We start from the raw sequence: 16,822 nt of genomic DNA on the forward strand, positions 1-16,822 counted from the left end.
ATCAATGAAAGCGAGGGCGAACACGGCGGCTTTAAGGAAATGATTGCCCTCGTGGCTGGCACCGGTGTGTACGGTGCGCTGAAGTTCGAGTCCGGCGCACATCGGGTACAGCGGGTGCCGGAAACCGAGTCCCAGGGCCGCATCCACACATCGGCGTGTACCGTCGCCGTTATGCCGGAAGCGGACGAAGCCGAGGCCGTCGAGATCAACAAGGCGGACCTGCGGGTCGATACGTTCCGCTCCTCCGGGGCGGGTGGTCAGCACGTCAACAAGACCGATTCGGCTATCCGCATCACCCATTTGCCGACGGGCATTGTGGTGGAGTGCCAGGAAGAGCGTTCGCAGCATAAGAACCGCGCCAAGGCCATGAGCCTGCTGGCCTCGCGGCTGCAGAATGACGAAATTGAGCGCCAACAGAAATCCCGGGCGGAAACCCGCAAGAGCCTGGTGGGCAGTGGTGATCGCTCCGAACGTATCCGCACCTACAACTTCCCCCAGGGCCGGGTGACCGACCACCGTATCAACCTGACGCTGTACAAGTTGAATGAAGTGATTTCCGGTGATCTGGACGCTGTAGTGGTGCCCCTGCAACAGGAGCACCAGGCCGAATTGCTGGCGACGTTGTCCGATGAGTGAACCATCGCTTACCTGTGACTCGTTGCTGCGAAAGGCAACCATCTCCATCGCCGGGGAGTCGCCGCGGCTGGACGCCGAATTGTTGCTTGGCCAGGTTACCGGTTTGTCCCGCACCAGTTTCCGGGCCTGGCCGGAACGGCAGGTTACCGCCACCGAAGCGAGGCGCTTCGAAGCGCTGGTTCAGTTGCGCGCTATCGGGCACCCGGTCGCCCACCTGTTGGGTGAGCAGGAGTTCTGGTCGCTTCCTTTAAAAGTAAATGCGTCAACGCTGATTCCCCGGCCGGATACCGAGTGCCTGGTAGAGGCGGTGCTGGGGTTGGCTGTAACGGATACGGCGCGAGTGCTGGATCTCGGAACCGGCACCGGTGCCATTGCTCTGGCACTGGCCAATGAGCGCCGTGGTTGGCAAATATTGGCGTGCGATGCCGAGGCATCGGCGGTGGAGCTTGCCACTGACAACGCGCTGCGCCTGAATCTGCCGGTGACCCTGGTGCTGAGCGAGTGGTTTGACCAGCTGCCGGCTGGCCGGTTTGATGTGATTGTTTCCAACCCACCGTATATTGCCAGTGACGATCACCACCTGGGTGAGGGCGATGTGCGGTTTGAACCGGCGTCTGCACTGATTTCCGGAGAAGAGGGTCTGGACGATATCCGGGTGATCGTGGCGGCCAGTCCGACGTGGCTGAACGCCGGTGGCTGGCTGGTGATTGAGCACGGTTATGATCAGGGTGACGCGGTGCGCCGGCTGTTCGGACAGGCGGGTTTGGTCGCGGTTGAAACCCGCAGGGATTATGGCGACCGCGACCGGTTAACGCTGGGGCAGTGGCCGGCTTGAATGCTCGGAGATCAGCGACGTGAAAGGGAGATAGGCTATGCTCAGCGATGAAGAGCTGATGCGGTACAGCCGGCAGATTCTGATGCCGGCGTTTGATATCGCCGGGCAGGAAAAACTGAAATCTGCCCGCGTGCTGGTGGTCGGTGCCGGTGGCCTGGGATGCCCCGTCGCGCTTTACCTTGGAGCCGCCGGAGTGGGGCATCTCACGCTGGTAGACGATGACGCCATTGAGCTGGCCAATCTTCAGCGCCAGATTGCCTTTAGTCAGGATCAGCTTGGCGAGCGAAAGGCGGAGCGCTTGGCGGATCGGGTAGGGTGTGTGAATCCGCAGGTGTCGGTGGAGGCGCTTGCTTATCGCCTGGAGAGCGAGGCGCTGGTTCGGCAGGTGGGCGAGTCGAGCCTGGTGGTGGATTGCACGGACAATTTCAGTACCCGTTTCGCTTTGAACCGGGCCTGTGTGGCGGCGAGGGTGCCGCTGGTGTCTGGCGCGGCGATTCGCGGTGAGGGGCAGTTGTCGGTCTTTGATTCCCGTGATCCGGAAAGCCCTTGTTATCACTGTTTGTACCCGGAGCAGGGCAATGAGGATCTGTCCTGTTCGGAGGCGGGTGTGATCGGGCCTTTGGTGGGTATGATCGGGGCGAGTCAGGCGATGGAGGCGGTGAAGGTGATTTCCGGGGTTGGTCGTTCTCTGGTGGGGCGGTTGTTGATTCTGGATGCCTGGCGGATGGAGTGGCGGGAGATGAAGCTGGCGCGGGACCCTGGCTGTCCTGTGTGTTCTTGCCCCTGACTCTGCAGCTTTGGAGTAGGGCGTAGCCGTCAACCAGTCCCTGCCCAAAACACGCCGTGGATACATCCCTGTAGGCTCCGCTCCGCCATCCCTGGCTCCGCAGGGTTTTGGGCAGGGACTGGCCGAAGGCTACTCTCGACTTTTAAGTCAGTCCTTTAATGCCTGGAACTTGGCGATGGCCTCCTTTCTGCTTTCCTTTAGATCCACAATCGGTCGTGGATAACCCTTTGGAATTACGCCACCTTTGCCGCCGGGGTCGTGGATGCGTTTGTTGTCCAGCTTCCGCAGCTCCGGTACCCATTCGCGGATGAACTCGCCTTTCGGATCAAATCGCTCACTCTGGGTCACCGGGTTGAACACGCGGAAGTAGGGGGCGGAGTCGGTGCCGGTGGAGGCGCTCCATTGCCAGCCGCCGTTGTTGGACGCCAGGAAGCCGTCGACCAGTCTGGACATGAAGTAGGCTTCGCCGAGACGCCAGTCGATGAACAGGTTTTTGGTCAGGAACATGGCGGTGACCATGCGCAGGCGGTTGTGCATCCAGCCGGTCTGGTTGAGTTGGCGCATAGCCGCGTCGACGATGGGGATGCCGGCGTGGCCGGTTTTCCAGGCCTGGAAGTGGTCGCCTGGGCTGTTCCAGTCGAGGTGTTCGGTTTCGGGTTTGAAGGCACGGTGCATGCTGACCCGGGGGTAGTGGTAAAGAATGTGGATGTAGAAGTCGCGCCAGGCAATTTCGTTGACCCAGGTGCTCAGGCCTTCCTGGTTACCGCCGCCTCCCTGCGCCTGGCGGGCGGCGATCAGGCATTGCCGGCCGGAGAGGACGCCGTTGGCCAGGTACGGTGAGAGCTGGCTGGTGCCGTCGAGGGCGGGGAAGTCACGTTGTTCTTTGTAGTGGCCGCCGTGTTCGCCCAGGAAGGCGTCGAGTTGGTCGTGGGCCGCGTTTTCTCCGGTTTCAACCAGGGCCGGGGGTGCGTCAGTGAAGCCCTCTGGGAGGGTGTGGTACTGCTCGGGTTTTACGGCCTTGTCTTGGGGCTCGGGAATCGGGAAGACGCTGGGTTGGGTCTCTTCCACCCAGCTGTGCCAGCGGCGGGAGAAGGGGGTGAAAACCGAGTAGGGTTCCTGCTGCTGCGTGAGGATGTCGCCGACCGGGGCCACGGTCTGATCGCGGTATTTGTTGACCTTGATGTCATTGGCGGTCAGTCGTTCCCTGATGGCTTTGTCCCGGTGGCGCTCGTTGATGCCGTACTCTTCATTGAAGTGCAGCGCGGTTATGCCGTTGTCGCGGCAATGGTCGGCGAGTGAATCAATGCTGTCGCTGAATGTGTGAGCGTCAATAAAGGTCAGCGGTATGCCGAGCTTGGCGAGTTCAGTGGCCAGGGCATTGGCGTGGGCGATGACGAAATGTACCCGGGCGGGGGACCAGTCGTGTTCCTGCCATTGGTGGGGGGTGACGATAAAGCAGGCCTTCACGGCCCCGCCGGCCTTGCAGGCCGCAGTCAGGGCTGGGTTGTCGGCGAGGCGGAGGTCGTTACGGAACCATACAAGCTGGGTCATGGGGCGTCCTTTGCAAAGCAGGTCTGGCCGGCGTAGGGGGAATGATACGCCGGCCAACGGTAAATTCATTACCAGGGATATTCGCTGGAAGACATTGATTGGATTATAGTTAAAACTGTTTTACTGCGAGAATGTTCAGGGTCGAACTGCTTCGGCCGCAAAGCTCTACCGAAAAGGAATTGCCTGATGTCAGCGAAAACGGATAAGTCCGCGAATTCGCCCGAATACCCGGCAGTGGAGGGTAGAATCAATCTTGGCTGGCGGGAATGGGTTGCTTTGCCGGATCTGGATATCGCACGGCTCAAGGCTAAAGTGGATACCGGGGCCCGCACGTCCTGTCTGCATACTTTTCGCACTGAGCCCTATACCCATAACGGAGAACGCCGGGTTCGTTTCTGGGTACACCCGGTTCAGAATAATCTGCATCAGGTTGTGGAGTGCGATGCCCTGATACTGGATGAACGAAATGTGTGTGACTCTGGCGGCCACCGCGAATTGCGGCTGGTGATCCAGACCCGGCTGGTGATCGGCGACGCCGTCTGGCCGGTTGAAATGACATTGACCAATCGGGACTCAATGCGGTTCCGTATGCTACTGGGGCGTACCGCCATGGCGGGGCGCTCTGCTGTTTATCCTGAAGCTTCTTACCTTGCCGGTGAGCCGGCCCTAAGGACCCTTAAATGAAGATTGCGATTCTGTCGCGCAACCGCCACCTCTACTCTACCCGCCGCCTGGTTGAGGAGGGCATCAACCGTGGGCACGAAGTCCGGGTCATCGACGGCCTTCATTGTTCCATGAATATTACGTCGTCCAATCCCCAGATCCATTACCACGAGGAAGTGCTGGAGGATTTCGATGTGGTGATACCTCGAATCGGCGCATCGGTGACTTTTTACGGCACGGCGGTATTGCGTCAGTTCGAGATGATGGGCGTTTTCCCGGTTAACGAGTCGGTGGCCATTACCCGCTCCCGGGATAAACTGCGTTCGTTGCAGCTGCTGGCGCGCAAGGGCGTGGGCATGCCGGTGACCGGTTTCGCCAACAAACCGGATAACGTGCCGGAACTGCTGAAAATGGTGGGCGGCGCGCCGGTGGTGATCAAACTGTTGCAAGGCACCCAGGGCATCGGTGTGGTGCTGGCGGAGACCCGCAAGGCGGCAGAAAGCGTGATTGAGGCCTTTATGGGCCTGAAAGCGGACATTCTGGTGCAGGAATTTATCAAGGAAGCCGGCGGTGCTGACATCCGCTGCTTTGTCATTGGTGACAAAGTGATCGCGGCGATGAAACGTCAGGGTGCGGACGGCGAGTTTCGTTCCAACCTGCACCGTGGCGGTACCGCCTCACTGGTGCGGATCACGCCGGAGGAGCGTCGCACGGCGATCACCGCCGCCAAGGCCATGGGGCTGAATGTTGCCGGTGTCGACTTGCTGCGCTCCAGCCGCGGGCCGCTGGTGATGGAGGTGAATTCGTCACCGGGGCTGGAAGGCATTGAGAACGCCACCGGCAAAAACGTGGCGGGCATGATCGTCAACTGGATCGAAAAAAACCAGAAGCCCTGGAAAACCGGCACCAAAGGAGGCCGGGGCTGATATGGCGCGCGCTCCGTTCGTTATCGCGGGTACCGAAATCAAGGCCGGTACCCGGCAGACCGTGGAAGTTCCGGTCGCCAAGCTTTACACCCACACACCGCTGCATATCCCCGTTGAGGTGGTGCATGGCCGCCGGGACGGTCCGGTACTGATGGTCTGCGGTGCCATTCACGGGGATGAAATCAACGGCGTGGAAATTGTACGCCGGGTGCTGACCAACTCTTCGCTCCGACATCTCCGGGGCACCCTGGTCGCGGTGCCGATCGTCAACATTTTCGGATTTGTACAACGTACGCGTTATCTGCCGGACCGGCGTGACCTTAACCGCTGTTTCCCCGGTAGTGAGACCGGGTCGTTGGGCGGGCGCATTGCTTACCTGTTACGCACGTTGATTATGGAAAAGGTCACCCACATTATTGACCTGCACACCGGCGCGATTCACCGTTTCAACCTGCCGCAGATCCGTGCGGAGCTGAAAAACCCGGAAACCACCCGCATGGCGGAAGCCTTCGGTGCCCCCATCATCATCAACGCCAGCTTGCGGGAGGGCAGCTTGCGTGCCTATGCGGATTCTCAGGATATCCCCGTGGTCACCTTCGAGGGCGGAGAGGCCCTGCGTTTTGATGATGTGGTGATCAGCAGTGGCGTAAAAGGGGTTATCCGGGTGATGCGTGAGCTGGAAATGGTACCGGCCAAAAAAGGCCCCAAGGCACCCCGAAAACGCTCGGAAATCGCCGCCAACTCCCAGTGGGTGCGGACCGATACGGATGGCATCATGCGGCCAGTGGCCAGCCTGGGCCAGAAAGTTCGCAAGGGCCAGAAGCTGGCCATGGTGGCAGACCCGTTTGGCGAGTCGGAAACGGCCGTGCTTTCGCCCTGCTCCGGCATTGTCATCTGCGTGAATAACCTGCCGCTGGTCAATGAAGGCGAGGCGATCTATCACATCGCACGGTTCGACGAACTTGGTCAGGCGGAAAAAGCCATGGATTATTTCCGCAGCAGCTACGAGGGGGACGTAGGTGATGAGGTGGTACCCGTGCACCCTTGGGATGATCGGCAGAAATAACCGCGAGGAACCATCATGATCTGGGATCAGACCTTTATTGAACTGGCACCTCTGCCAAGGGGAGTCCACCTGGTGACCAATGAGGTTCTGGCCCAGGCACCGGATCTGAAGAACTGCGAAGTGGGTCTGCTGCATCTGTTTATCCAGCACACCTCTGCGTCACTGGCGCTCAATGAGAACGCCGACCCGGATATGCCTGCCCACGTAAAAAACGTGTTGATCGGTGCCTCCCTGACCCTCCCGGTAGCGAACGGCCACCTGGCGCTGGGAACCGGGCAGGGCATCTACCTGTGTGAAGACCGGGACAGCGCCGGAGGACGGCGAATTGTGGCGACGTTGCAGGGGCGCTGGTGAGTCTTTTTGACCGCAGCGGTGTCTGGGCTGCCAGGGCTCTGAATGATCCTTTTGGGGGTTAGGCTCAATGTTTTTCTCCCGTTTGTCGCGCCCCTCACGGGGTCGAATCGACAAGCCGTCGCTCCTTGGCAGTATCTGGAATATTTTGTGGAAGTTAACCTGAGAAAAAACACAAAAACCGTCTTTCTTCCAACTGTGCCTCATGCAATGTCGTCGCCTTGAACCGCAACCTGGTTCCAGGTGGCCTCTGGGCCAGGGCGTCCAGGCTTCGCGGCGTTACGGCACCCAGTTTCGGATAGCCGCCGATGGTTTGCCTGTCGTTAAGCAGGATGATGGGTTGGCCGTCGGCGGGTACCTGAATGGCACCCAGGCTGGTACCTTCTGAAATCAACGATGAGCCATGTATTTCCAGAGCTGGGCCCTTCAGTCGGGCACCCATGCGGTCTGTTTGTGGGGATAGGGTGTAGTCATCGGTGAAAAACGTGTGCAGAGCCGGGGCGGGGAATCGTTCGATCTGGGCGCAGGGGATGACCGAGAGGGTGAGTTCCCGTTTGTAATCCGGTTGCCAGTGTTCGGGCACTTTCCGGCTCGGAATGGCGCGCTGGCCGGTCATGCAGGGCAGGCGGTCGCGTTCTTTCAGTGGGCGGCCATCCCCCGTTACGCCACCGATGCCTTCTCGCACAAAGTTGGCACTGCTGCCGCCCAGGCCTGCTTTTATCTGGAATCCACCCAGCACCGCCAGGTAGGAGCGAATGCCTGTTTTGGGGGCTCCGATGGAGACGGTATCGCCGGTTTTAACGTGGAGCGTGGACCAGAGCGGTTGCGGTTCGCCATTGATGGCGCAAGGGGCGCTGGCACCGGTGAGGGCAATCCAGGTGTCTAGCTCGCTGGTGAACTCAATGCTGCCGAAGGTTATTTCCAGGGAGGGTGAACCATAGGGGTTGCCCAGAAGCCGGTTTGCCCAGGCCCAGGCATGGCGATCCATGGCACCTCCGCCGGCCAGACCCATGTGCATAACCCCTCGGCGTCCGCCATCCTGGAGCAGGCTGAGAAAGCCCGGTTTGCTGAAAACGAAGCCGGCTTGTGTGGTCATCTGGCGTCTCCGGATTGTTGTTCGGTTCGGTCCTCTTCCCAGGGCAAATCGTCAAGTCGCCCGCCCAGCTGGAGATATTCTTCGCGCCCTATGGAGCGGAATCGAACCCGTTGGCCGGCCTCCAGCAGCGAGGGCTGGTCACGTTTGGGGTCAAACAGAGTCAAGGGCGTGCGGCCGATCAAGTTCCAGCCTCCGGGCGAATCCAGCGGGTAAATGGCGGTCTGGGTGTCGGCAATGCCCAGTGTTCCCGCAGGTACTTTGGCCCGTGGTGTGGCTTGCCGGGGCGTGTTCAGTTCGCCGGGCACCTGCCCCAGATAAGCGAACCCGGGTGCAAACCCGATGGCAAACACGTTGTAGGTTTCCCGGCTGTGCTGCTCAATCACCTGTTCTACAGAAAGACCCGCGCGGGTGGCGATAGCACTCAGATCCGGGCCGACACTGGGGTGGTAGAACACCGGAATCTCGATGGTCTCGCTGTCGGCACTTTCGGCGATCGCATCCGGCAGGTCTGCGAGGGTCTCGGTTACCGTGGCAATCAGGGAGGACAGGTCGTCGTGCGCCAGGTCGTAGCGGAGCAGCAGTGTGGTGTAGGAAGGAACGGTGTCGATCAGCCGCCCGGCCAGCGGGCCCTTGAGTGCTTCCGCTGCCCGATGAATCCGCTCAACCAGCTGAATATCGATGCGTTCTCCAAAATGCAGGGTAACGGTATCTACGCCGGTAATTTCGTAACGCCAGAACATCAGCCCCTTGCTCCCAATGCTTTCCGGATGGCTTTGACGGCCGCGACGGAGTCTGCGTTATCGCCGTGTACGCATAGGGTGTCCGCCTCAAGGTGAAGCTGGGTGCCGTCTACTGTCCGGATGGTTTTGCCTTCTGACAGGTTTTTGGCTTGTTCAACGATGATCTGCTGATCTTTGTGCACGGCACCGGGCTGGCTGCGGGCAACAATATAGCCGTTCTGATCGTAGGCCCGGTCGGCAAAGGCTTCCAGCATCAGCGCCACGCCGTGCTTGTGGCAGGCGGTTTTTAAGGGTTGGTTATCGGCGGTGGTCATGGCCATCAGCGCCAGCGGCTGAGGCGAGCTCTGGACTGCGACCAGAACGGCATCGAGAATCGCCTCGTTGCGCATCATGTCGTTGTACAGTGCCCCGTGAGGCTTCACGTATCTGAGAGAGCCGCCCTCCGAGGCGGCAATCTCGCATAGGGCGCCCACCTGATACCGGATGAGCGCGCTGATTTCTTCGGTGCTGAATGCGATAGAGCGTCGGCCGAAACCTTGTAGGTCAGGATAGGCCGGGTGGGCACCGAGTGTGACGCCGTGCGCCAGCGCAAGGCGCACCGTTTTATGCATGGTCATCGGGTCCCCGGCGTGAAAGCCGCAGGCGATGTTGGCCTGGTCTATGTAGGGCATGACCTGTTCGTCCATGCCCATGGTCCAGGCTCCAAAACTTTCTCCCAGATCGCAATTCAATAACATAACCGCCTCCGTTTGTTCTTGTGAGACAGGTGGTCGCTGCCTGAAAAACACTCAATACAAACAAATTATAGATAAAATGAGGATAAATCAATGTAAAAATACGGATAGATTTTATGCAAAATGTTTGACACGAATTATTTCCGGCGCTAATTTGGTTAAATAAAGCACACATTTTCATTGTGTGCTTGTCAGTCGTTAGTCGTTTGATCGTGGTTTTTGAGCTTACAAGAACAATCATCAGTGATTCGCCCGGGGTTACGATCTCGCGGCACGGGAGGAAGCTATGAAGGTATCAATGAAACACCTGGCAGCGGTTGCTTTGTCTGTGGTGGTGGCCAATGTGCAGGCAGAAACCAAGTGGGATATGCCGACGCCGTATGGTGACTCCAATTTCCACACCGTTAATATCAGAGAGTTTGCAGAGGACGTTGGTGACGCCACTGACGGTGAGTTGAACATCGTCGTTCACAGCGGTGGTTCACTGATTAAACACCCCGAAATCAAAAACTCGGTTCGCCGTGGGCTGGTGCCCATCGGGGAACTGATCATGTCGCGTTTGGCAAATGAAGATCCGCTTTTTGAGGTGGACTCGGTACCCTATCTGGCCAGTAACTACGATGAAGCCTGGGAGCTCTGGCTAGCCTCCCGCGACCTGCTGGCACAACGCCTTGAGCGCCAGCGGCTGAAGCTGTTGTTTGCTGTGCCCTGGCCGCCACAGGGCATTTACACCAGCTTTCCGGTAGAAACCGGCAAGGAACTGCGGGGTGTGAAAATGCGCGCCTACAACAAGTCCAGTGAGCAGCTCGCAGAACTGTTTGGTGCCGTGCCAACTCAGGTAGAGGTGCCGGATATTCCCACGGCGTTCGGAACCGGCCGTGTCGATGCCATGATCACCTCTCCGTCCACCGGTGCGAACACAAGGGCCTGGGATTACCTGACGCATTTCAATCATGCGCAGTTGTGGTTGCCCAAGAACATGGTGGTGGTGAATGCCCGAGCGTTCGAGCGTCTTCCCGAGTCGGTTCAGAATGCCATTGAAACGGCGGCTGTCGAGGCTGAAAAACGTGGCTGGGAGGCCAGCAAAGCTGAAACCGAAGCCAAGATCGCCATCATGGAAGAGAACGGCATTGTGGTGTCTGAGCCCAGCGAGGCGCTGGTACAGCGGCTGCAAGAGGTGGGCGCGACCATGGAAAAAGACTGGCTGGAGCGTGCCGGCAGCGACGGTAAAGCGCTTGTTGAAGCCTACCGCGCACGCTGATTGTTGATGGTGCCACACGAATAACAACACGGGAGCATTCCCATGCGTAGGTTTCTGGACTCTTTGTACCGCCTTGGCGGCTATCTTGCGGCGTTACAGCTGACAGTCATCATGGTCATGGTGGTGCTCCAGGTGTTGGGTCGAATTCTTGACAAGGCCCTGCTGACGCTGGGGATGGATTCGCTGGGCCTTCAGGTGCCCGGGCTGGCGGAGCTGGCAGGTTTCCTGTTGCTGGGGGCTACTTTTACCGGTTTGTCCTACACCTTGACGGTGGGCGGCCACATCCGGGTTGATCTGTTACACAGAACTTTGCCCGCAGCGGTTCGTCGGGGGCTGGACGTTCTGGTGGCGCTTGTGGCACTGGCCATCACTGGCTTTGCCATCTGGTTTAGCGTTTTGCTGGCCTATGACAGCTACGATTTTGGCGATGTTTCGATTGGTATGGTTCCGGTGCCGCTGTGGATTCCGCAAGCGGTCATGGTAGCGGGGTTGGTGCTGCTTGCGATTGCCTTACTTGATGTGATGATCGGGCTGCTGACCGGTCGCCTCAACCAAATCAAAGACGAAGCCCCCCAGGAGTAAACCATGGATATGATCTGGATGAGCCTGCTGCTCCTGACCGGTCTTCTGATTCTTCTCGGCGCGGGGCTCTGGGTTGCCTTTGCTCTGACGGCCACCGGCCTTGCGGCTTTGCATTTTTTAAGCAGTATTCCGGTGGGGGACAGCCTGTCGACATCGTTTTTCAGTGCCAGTGCTTCCTGGGAGCTGGCGGCCCTGCCGATGTTTATCTGGATGGGGGAGGTGTTGTTCCGCTCCCGTCTGTCTGAACAGATGTTCAGTGGTATTGCTCCGTGGGTTGGCCGCATTCCGGGCAGGCTGCTGCATACCAATATTATAGGCTGCGGTATTTTTGCCGCGATTTCCGGATCGTCGGCTGCGACTGCGGCCACCATCGGGAAAATGTCGGTCCCTGAGCTGACCCAGCGCGGTTACGACCGTAAGCAGATTCTTGGCACCTTGGCGGGGTCTGCCACACTGGGATTGTTGATTCCCCCCTCCATTATTTTGATCGTTTACGGGGTCGCCACGGAGCAGTCCATCGCCCGACTGTTCGTGGCGGGCATTTTGCCCGGCTTACTGCTGATGCTGATGTTTGCAGTCTATGTGGGCATCTGGTCGAAATTGAACCCCTCTGGCGTGCCGGCTGATGAAGAAGAGGCGTTGCCATTGGCCGAAAAAATCCGTCGCAGTAAACCGCTGATTCCGGTGGTGTTACTGATCGTGGGTGTGATCGGCTCCATTTATGCCGGGCTGGCCTCGCCCACGGAATCCGCGGCCATTGGCGTGGCACTGGCGCACCTGTTGTCCTGGCGTAGTGGCTCACTGAGCAGGGAGACCTTTGGTCAGGCTCTGATGGGCACGGTGAAAACTTCGACCATGATCGCCTTTATCCTTGCCGGCGCGCACTTCCTGACGGTCTCCATGGGCTTTACCGGTATTCCACGGGATCTGGCGACCTGGATCAATACGCTGTCGCTGTCGCCTTACGTTCTGCTGTTGGCGCTGACGGTGTTTTTTGTTCTTCTTGGTTGTTTCCTGGATGGTATTTCGGTGGTGGTACTGACTACGTCGGTGGTTCTGCCGATGGTCCAGGCGGCGGGCATCGATCCGCTCTGGTTTGGTATTTATCTGGTGATCGTGGTTGAAATGAGCCAGATAACGCCGCCGGTGGGGTTCAACCTGTTCGTTATTCAGGGGCTGACCGGAGATAACATTATCCGGGTGGCACTGGCGGCGCTGCCGTATTTCCTGTTGCTGCTCGCCGGCGTGGTGCTGATCACTCTGTTTCCGGACATTGTCACCTACCTCCCCAATCAGATGGGTAATTGATAGACTCACGGCCCGCCGGAAAAGCCCGGCGGGTTACCCGTTTTCCAACAGTAGAGTTGTGGTGAGGCTATGAGCAAAATCGCAGACGAGAACCAGGTCGCGCAGGGTGGTGAATTGCCTCAGGCAAGAAAAACGGTGGGGCCGATTGTGTCTTCGGCTCATCTGTCTGGCCGGGCAGCGGAGCTCTCCGAGCTCGAATTCGGTCTGATAGTTGCGGGCAATGCCTTCAATCGCTGGATGGTGCGGTGCATGAATGCCACTGGGCTGCCCGACCTGAGCCCATTGGATATTCTGGTGTTGCACAGCGTCAATCACCGGGGCCGTTCAAAGAAAGCCGGGGATATCTGCCTGGTGCTGAACGTGGAGGATACCCACACGGTCACCTATGCACTCAAAAAACTGTTGAAGCACGAGGTAGTGGCGTCGGAGCGCAGAGGTAAGGAAACGTTCTATTCGATCACAGAGCAGGGCGAGGCGGTGTGTAAGGCTTATGCCGAAATCCGTGAGAACTGCCTGGTAGACTCGCTGCGCACGCTCGGATTTTCGAACACCGACCTTGGCTCCGTTGCCAGTTTTTTGCGGGGTATTTCGGGACTGTATGATCAGGCAGCCCGATCGGCTGCGTCGTTGTAATGGCTGCGCTGACGGAGGTTCGGGAATCCCTCCGCCAGCCCCTGGCGAAGGGAGATATCCTAGTTTTGCCCAATCGATGCCAGTTGTGCCTGGCCGTCGGAGGTCAGAATCGGCAGTGCGACTTCGCCGGAAACCTGAACCGTTGAGACCACAAGATCCCGTGAGAAGGCACCGGCAAAGGTTGGGTGCTGGCCATAGATCATCAGCACCAACTGGTCACCCTCGTTCAGTCGCTCAGCGATGCCAGTCATTTGAACACGATGTTCACCCAGTCCACGGATGGGCTGTACCTGCTCATCGATCAGCTCCGGCACACTGAAGCCGTTTTTGATCACACCAACACCGACAAACAGGATGGCATCGCAGGTACCAAGGCTCAAAATCAGGTCAGAACTTTCGAGACAAGCCTCATCCAGAGTGTCTAACCCCAGGCTCACACTGATATCGATGGTGGGTATGCCCGCAATCACACCGCCTTCCGCCATGGTGGTCAAGGGAACGAGGGTGGGGAGCACGCCAGCAGGACCAATCAGCGCGGAAACCGGCAATGAGGCACCGAGTGTGTCATTGGCAATCGGGAAGTTTTGGCCGCCCACGGTCACTTCCGGTGCGGATATCGCATCCCCGGGCGACAGGGTATAGCAAATCTGCTGGCCCGTGGTGATGACATTATCCGCATTACCCTTGGCGAGCAGCTTTTCGTTGAACCAGGCCACGGTGGCTCGGTTGACCTCGATATCGCCACAGCTGGATAAAGCATTAAGGCCCTGAGAGGGGAGTTCGGGCAATGCATCCACATAAAAATCGAAGCTGGCGAGGGTTTCCTGAATCAGCCCCACGTTCGGTGCCAGGTAATGATGGCTGAACGGGTAAGTCAGGAGGCGCACATCGCCTCCGGATTCTTTCATGGACAGATAGTTTTCGTAAGCCTCGTTAAACGGAAACAGGCTGTCGCGCATACCCTGGAACATCAATACGTCGACCGGATAGGGAGTGCTTTGGGGCGTCTTGATGACATAGCGCCCATCACTGGTGATCGGTAGCCGTCCGGTGATCGGATCCAGCAGGTATTCCTGGCTGTTACCGCTGTCGAACAACTCCAGCCCACGCTCGTTATCAGAGAAGTAGCTGGGGCTGTGATAGTGTAAAAAGTCCAGGGCCGCCTCAGGGAAGCGGTTGCCCAGAATGCCGTCTATCAGAGTGCTTCTGATGAACGGATCCATGGAGCCGCCGGTGCCGGTGTCGCCTGTGAGCGACAGGAAGGCCGCCCAGTAGTTCTTGGTGACACTGCCCTGATTCAGGCTGTAGGTGAGATCATGCCAGGTGATCTGCGGCACCATGGCGTCCATCCGCTGATCCGGGTCCACGTTGTAAAGCAGATACTGGAAGCCACCACCGTAACTGCCCCCGACACCACCCAGCAGCAGGTTGTCATCGCGGTATTTCAGGTAATCGAGGTGGGTTTCCGCCCAGTCGACAATCTGGACCAGATCTTCGCCTTCAAAATCGGGGTCCATGACCCGGACGGTGCCGCCACTCTCGCCATGGCCACGTTGGTCAATACTTATCACGGTAAAGCCGGCATTGATCAGGGGAGCAATCGGGGCGAGTGGATCGTCGCCGGCTTCGGTCGAGCGGGAGCCGCTGAAACCATGGCCTTGAAGGATCAGCGGGTGCTCGGTGCGGCAATCGAATTGAGCCGGTTCGAAGACTTCGAAAACGATGGCAGCGCCGTCTACCCTTGAGGGCATTTCGACACGGTAATGTCGGCCGCCACTGAGGTTGCTATCGTGCTCACAGGAAGCGTGATCGAGTGAACTGTTGCTGGCGGTGAGCGGGCGGTCGATGGTGCGTGTGGTCACGTCCTCAGGACGTGTTCCCGGTGTGGAGCTGCGGCTATCGGTATCGCCCTGTACGCTACTGTTGGTTTCGGAATCTGAGTTGCCACCATCACCGCCACCACAGGCAGAAAGCAGGAGTGCGCTGGCTCCGATCACCAGGGTTTTGGTCAACGTGTTCATGGTCTCACCTTTGTTCGTTTTTGTTATCATCGTTTACATAATGTGACATAAGTCACCTTACGATGGTGGCGAGCGTTGAACGATGGCCAAGATGCCCTGGGGTCATGGCGGGGTGGTCAAATACTCGATGGGTGAGGGCAAATCACGGCGCTGGAGAGGCATGGAAATTGAAAGGAAGGGGCCGGGAGGAGAGGCCCCGGCCGCCCTGAAAGCTCAGAGATTGGCTTCGGCGTATTCCGCCAGCACCGAACGCGGCACACCTTGCAGATGGATGTGCCCACCATGGCGGAAGCCCTTGAAGCGTTCGGTCATGTAGGTCAGGCCTGAACTCAGGGCACTCAGGTAAGGGGTGTCGATCTGCGCCAGGTTGCCCAGGCAGATGACTTTGGAGCCATTGCCAGCCCGGGTGATGATGGTCTTGATCTGGTGTGGCGTCAGGTTCTGGGATTCGTCAATGATGATCAGGCTGTGCTGGAAGCTGCGCCCGCGAATGTAGTTCATCGACTTGAAGTGCAGTGGCACCTTGCTGAGGATGTAATCGACGCTGGCGGACATGTTTTCATCGTCTTCGTGGAGCGCTTCGAGGTTGTCCACGATGGCACCGAGCCAGGGTTCCATTTTTTCCGCCTCGGTACCGGGCAGGAAACCAATGTCTTCATCCAGCCCTTGGGTGCTGCGGGTTGCGATGATGCGCTTGTAGAGCTTGCTGGCGACGGTCATTTCAATGCACGCAGCCAGCGCCAGGATGGTCTTGCCCGAGCCGGCGGAACCGGTGAGATTGACCAGGTGGATATCCGGGTCCAGCAGCAGGTTGAGGGCCAGGGCCTGGTGGATGTCCCTGGGCACCAGGCCCCAGACTTCCTCGTTCATCAGGTCGTGCTGGTGGAGGTCCTGCATGACCAGCTTGTCGTCTGACAGGTCGACCACCTTGCCGACAAACCCCTGTTCATCCACCACAAACTCGTTGATGTTGAGTCGGGCGAGTTCGCCTTCGCGTTTCAGGATGTGTTCGGTTATGCCCTCGCGCTGAACGGTTTCGACTTTGGCGATGTTGTCCCAGAAGGAGTTGGGAAACTCCTTGTAGCCCCTGGGCAGCAGATCGATGTCATCCAGTAGCTGGTCGTTCTGGTAGTCCTGAGCTTCAACACCAAAGCCCCGGGCTTTCAGGCGCATGTTGATGTCTTTACTGACCAGAATGATATCGCGGGATTTGTGGTGGTTCTGCAGCGCTGCCAGCGTGTTGATGATCTTGTTGTCATTGAGGTGCTCAGGTAGCGCGTGGTTGCCGTGGTGCTCGGTGCTCATCAGGATGGTCAGGGTTCCAAGCGGGGCCGCTTTCTTGGCGCGAACGATAGGCACGCCTTTCTCGATCTCCTTCGGGCTGGCATCGCCCAGCAGTTTGTCGATGGTGCGGATGGCCTGGCGACAGTCAGCGGCAACCGCCTGCTTGCCGGATTTCAGGCTGTCGAGTTCTTCGAGGACCGTCATCGGGATGATGACGTCGTGTTCTTCAAAATTGAGGAGGGCGTTGGGATCGTGAATCAGCACATTGGTGTCGAGAACATACATTTTTCGGCGAGCTTGCGATGCTCCTGGCATAAGGCGCGTTACCTCTCTGGTGGCTCGGTCGTT

General features: G+C 58.5%; 17 protein-coding genes. 11 read left to right on the top strand and 6 right to left on the bottom strand.

Going from position 1 to position 16,822, the window contains the following annotated elements:
• The 3 genes from WD429_RS15285 to WD429_RS15295 form a co-directional block, all read left to right on the top strand.
• Positions 1–636, top strand: a 636-nt coding sequence (locus tag WD429_RS15285) for a peptide chain release factor 1 (protein ID WP_368423048.1), incomplete at its 5' end; no start/stop codon positions are given.
• Positions 629–1,471, top strand: coding sequence for a peptide chain release factor N(5)-glutamine methyltransferase (prmC, locus tag WD429_RS15290; RefSeq protein ID WP_368423049.1), 843 nt, complete (start codon positions 629–631; stop codon positions 1,469–1,471). The genes WD429_RS15285 and prmC, both read left to right, overlap by 8 nt.
• Before the next feature lie 37 nt (positions 1,472–1,508).
• Positions 1,509–2,258 (top strand): molybdopterin-synthase adenylyltransferase MoeB, encoded by a 750-nt coding sequence (locus WD429_RS15295; RefSeq protein ID WP_368423050.1) that lies wholly within the window; start codon positions 1,509–1,511, stop codon positions 2,256–2,258.
• Positions 2,259–2,405: 147 nt separating this feature from the next.
• On the opposite strand, the gene phrB is transcribed toward WD429_RS15295, so the two are convergent.
• Positions 2,406–3,809 carry a deoxyribodipyrimidine photo-lyase gene (phrB, locus tag WD429_RS15300; protein ID WP_368423051.1) on the bottom strand — a complete coding sequence of 468 codons (1,404 nt, stop codon included), beginning with the start codon at positions 3,807–3,809 and terminating at the stop codon, positions 2,406–2,408.
• 186 nt (positions 3,810–3,995) lie between these two features.
• Between phrB and WD429_RS15305 the strand changes: the two genes are divergently transcribed.
• The 4 genes from WD429_RS15305 to WD429_RS15320 are packed head-to-tail and all read left to right on the top strand — an operon-like array spanning position 3,996 to position 6,818.
• On the top strand, positions 3,996–4,493 hold the full coding sequence (locus WD429_RS15305; RefSeq protein ID WP_368423052.1) for an ATP-dependent zinc protease: 498 nt from the start codon (positions 3,996–3,998) through the stop codon (positions 4,491–4,493).
• Positions 4,490–5,398, top strand: a complete 909-nt coding sequence (gene rimK, locus WD429_RS15310) for a 30S ribosomal protein S6--L-glutamate ligase (RefSeq protein WP_368423053.1) — start codon at positions 4,490–4,492, stop codon at positions 5,396–5,398. Before WD429_RS15305 ends, rimK begins: the two co-directional genes overlap by 4 nt.
• A 1-nt stretch (position 5,399) precedes the next feature.
• Entirely contained in the window at positions 5,400–6,464 is a 1,065-nt protein-coding gene (locus WD429_RS15315) for a succinylglutamate desuccinylase/aspartoacylase family protein (RefSeq protein ID WP_368423054.1), read from the top strand.
• A gap of 15 nt (positions 6,465–6,479) precedes the next feature.
• Positions 6,480–6,818 (top strand): YjbQ family protein, encoded by a 339-nt coding sequence (locus tag WD429_RS15320; protein WP_368423055.1) that lies wholly within the window; start codon positions 6,480–6,482, stop codon positions 6,816–6,818.
• A 154-nt stretch (positions 6,819–6,972) separates the two neighbouring features.
• Here the strand turns inward: WD429_RS15320 and WD429_RS15325 are convergent, their stop codons facing one another.
• From WD429_RS15325 to WD429_RS15335, 3 genes are read right to left on the bottom strand one after another with little or no spacing between them, the layout of a single operon-like run.
• Entirely contained in the window at positions 6,973–7,911 is a 939-nt protein-coding gene (locus tag WD429_RS15325) for a biotin-dependent carboxyltransferase family protein (RefSeq protein ID WP_368423056.1), read from the bottom strand.
• Positions 7,908–8,651: a 5-oxoprolinase subunit PxpB gene (gene pxpB, locus WD429_RS15330; protein WP_368423057.1), complete on the bottom strand. Its 744-nt coding sequence runs from the start codon at positions 8,649–8,651 to the stop codon at positions 7,908–7,910. Before pxpB ends, WD429_RS15325 begins: the two co-directional genes overlap by 4 nt.
• Positions 8,651–9,388 (bottom strand): 5-oxoprolinase subunit PxpA, encoded by a 738-nt coding sequence (locus WD429_RS15335; protein ID WP_368423058.1) that lies wholly within the window; start codon positions 9,386–9,388, stop codon positions 8,651–8,653. The genes pxpB and WD429_RS15335 overlap by 1 nt, the downstream gene beginning before the upstream one ends.
• A 283-nt stretch (positions 9,389–9,671) precedes the next feature.
• Between WD429_RS15335 and WD429_RS15340 the strand changes: the two genes are divergently transcribed.
• The 4 genes from WD429_RS15340 to WD429_RS15355 all read left to right on the top strand — a co-directional run bounded on the left by WD429_RS15340 (position 9,672) and on the right by WD429_RS15355 (position 13,169).
• A complete protein-coding gene (locus WD429_RS15340) occupies positions 9,672–10,646 on the top strand; it encodes a TRAP transporter substrate-binding protein (protein WP_368423059.1) in 975 nt (324 codons plus the stop codon).
• Between the two features lie 42 nt (positions 10,647–10,688).
• Positions 10,689–11,228, top strand: a complete 540-nt coding sequence (locus tag WD429_RS15345) for a TRAP transporter small permease (protein WP_368423060.1) — start codon at positions 10,689–10,691, stop codon at positions 11,226–11,228.
• A 3-nt stretch (positions 11,229–11,231) separates the two neighbouring features.
• Positions 11,232–12,536, top strand: a complete 1,305-nt coding sequence (locus tag WD429_RS15350; protein ID WP_368423061.1) for a TRAP transporter large permease — start codon at positions 11,232–11,234, stop codon at positions 12,534–12,536.
• A 69-nt stretch (positions 12,537–12,605) separates the two neighbouring features.
• Positions 12,606–13,169 (top strand): winged helix DNA-binding protein, encoded by a 564-nt coding sequence (locus WD429_RS15355; RefSeq protein WP_368423062.1) that lies wholly within the window; start codon positions 12,606–12,608, stop codon positions 13,167–13,169.
• Between the two features lie 59 nt (positions 13,170–13,228).
• On the opposite strand, the gene WD429_RS15360 is transcribed toward WD429_RS15355, so the two are convergent.
• On the bottom strand, positions 13,229–15,190 hold the full coding sequence (locus WD429_RS15360) for a CocE/NonD family hydrolase (protein WP_368423063.1): 1,962 nt from the start codon (positions 15,188–15,190) through the stop codon (positions 13,229–13,231).
• 213 nt (positions 15,191–15,403) lie between these two features.
• Positions 15,404–16,759: a PhoH family protein gene (locus tag WD429_RS15365; RefSeq protein WP_368423256.1), complete on the bottom strand. Its 1,356-nt coding sequence runs from the start codon at positions 16,757–16,759 to the stop codon at positions 15,404–15,406.
• Positions 16,760–16,822: the final 63 nt, after the last annotated feature.

The organism is Marinobacter sp., from assembly GCF_040904845.1.
Lineage (GTDB): Bacteria > Pseudomonadota > Gammaproteobacteria > Pseudomonadales > Oleiphilaceae > Marinobacter.

Bases quoted from the DNA above. Each gene is read 5' to 3' on its own strand.
- WD429_RS15345 (WP_368423060.1), top strand. From the start codon at position 10,689: ATGCGTAGGTTTCTGGACTCTTTGTACCGCCTTGGCGGCTATCTTGCG.
- WD429_RS15325 (WP_368423056.1), bottom strand. From the start codon at position 7,911: ATGACCACACAAGCCGGCTTCGTTTTCAGCAAACCGGGCTTTCTCAGC.
- WD429_RS15350 (WP_368423061.1), top strand. From the start codon at position 11,232: ATGGATATGATCTGGATGAGCCTGCTGCTCCTGACCGGTCTTCTGATT.
- WD429_RS15295 (WP_368423050.1), top strand. From the start codon at position 1,509: ATGCTCAGCGATGAAGAGCTGATGCGGTACAGCCGGCAGATTCTGATG.
- rimK (WP_368423053.1), top strand. From the start codon at position 4,490: ATGAAGATTGCGATTCTGTCGCGCAACCGCCACCTCTACTCTACCCGC.
- WD429_RS15340 (WP_368423059.1), top strand. From the start codon at position 9,672: ATGAAGGTATCAATGAAACACCTGGCAGCGGTTGCTTTGTCTGTGGTG.
- pxpB (WP_368423057.1), bottom strand. From the start codon at position 8,651: ATGTTCTGGCGTTACGAAATTACCGGCGTAGATACCGTTACCCTGCAT.
- WD429_RS15365 (WP_368423256.1), bottom strand. From the start codon at position 16,759: ATGTATGTTCTCGACACCAATGTGCTGATTCACGATCCCAACGCCCTC.
- prmC (WP_368423049.1), top strand. From the start codon at position 629: ATGAGTGAACCATCGCTTACCTGTGACTCGTTGCTGCGAAAGGCAACC.
- WD429_RS15315 (WP_368423054.1), top strand. From the start codon at position 5,400: ATGGCGCGCGCTCCGTTCGTTATCGCGGGTACCGAAATCAAGGCCGGT.
- WD429_RS15335 (WP_368423058.1), bottom strand. From the start codon at position 9,388: ATGTTATTGAATTGCGATCTGGGAGAAAGTTTTGGAGCCTGGACCATG.
- WD429_RS15320 (WP_368423055.1), top strand. From the start codon at position 6,480: ATGATCTGGGATCAGACCTTTATTGAACTGGCACCTCTGCCAAGGGGA.
- phrB (WP_368423051.1), bottom strand. From the start codon at position 3,809: ATGACCCAGCTTGTATGGTTCCGTAACGACCTCCGCCTCGCCGACAAC.
- WD429_RS15360 (WP_368423063.1), bottom strand. From the start codon at position 15,190: ATGAACACGTTGACCAAAACCCTGGTGATCGGAGCCAGCGCACTCCTG.
- WD429_RS15355 (WP_368423062.1), top strand. From the start codon at position 12,606: ATGAGCAAAATCGCAGACGAGAACCAGGTCGCGCAGGGTGGTGAATTG.
- WD429_RS15305 (WP_368423052.1), top strand. From the start codon at position 3,996: ATGTCAGCGAAAACGGATAAGTCCGCGAATTCGCCCGAATACCCGGCA.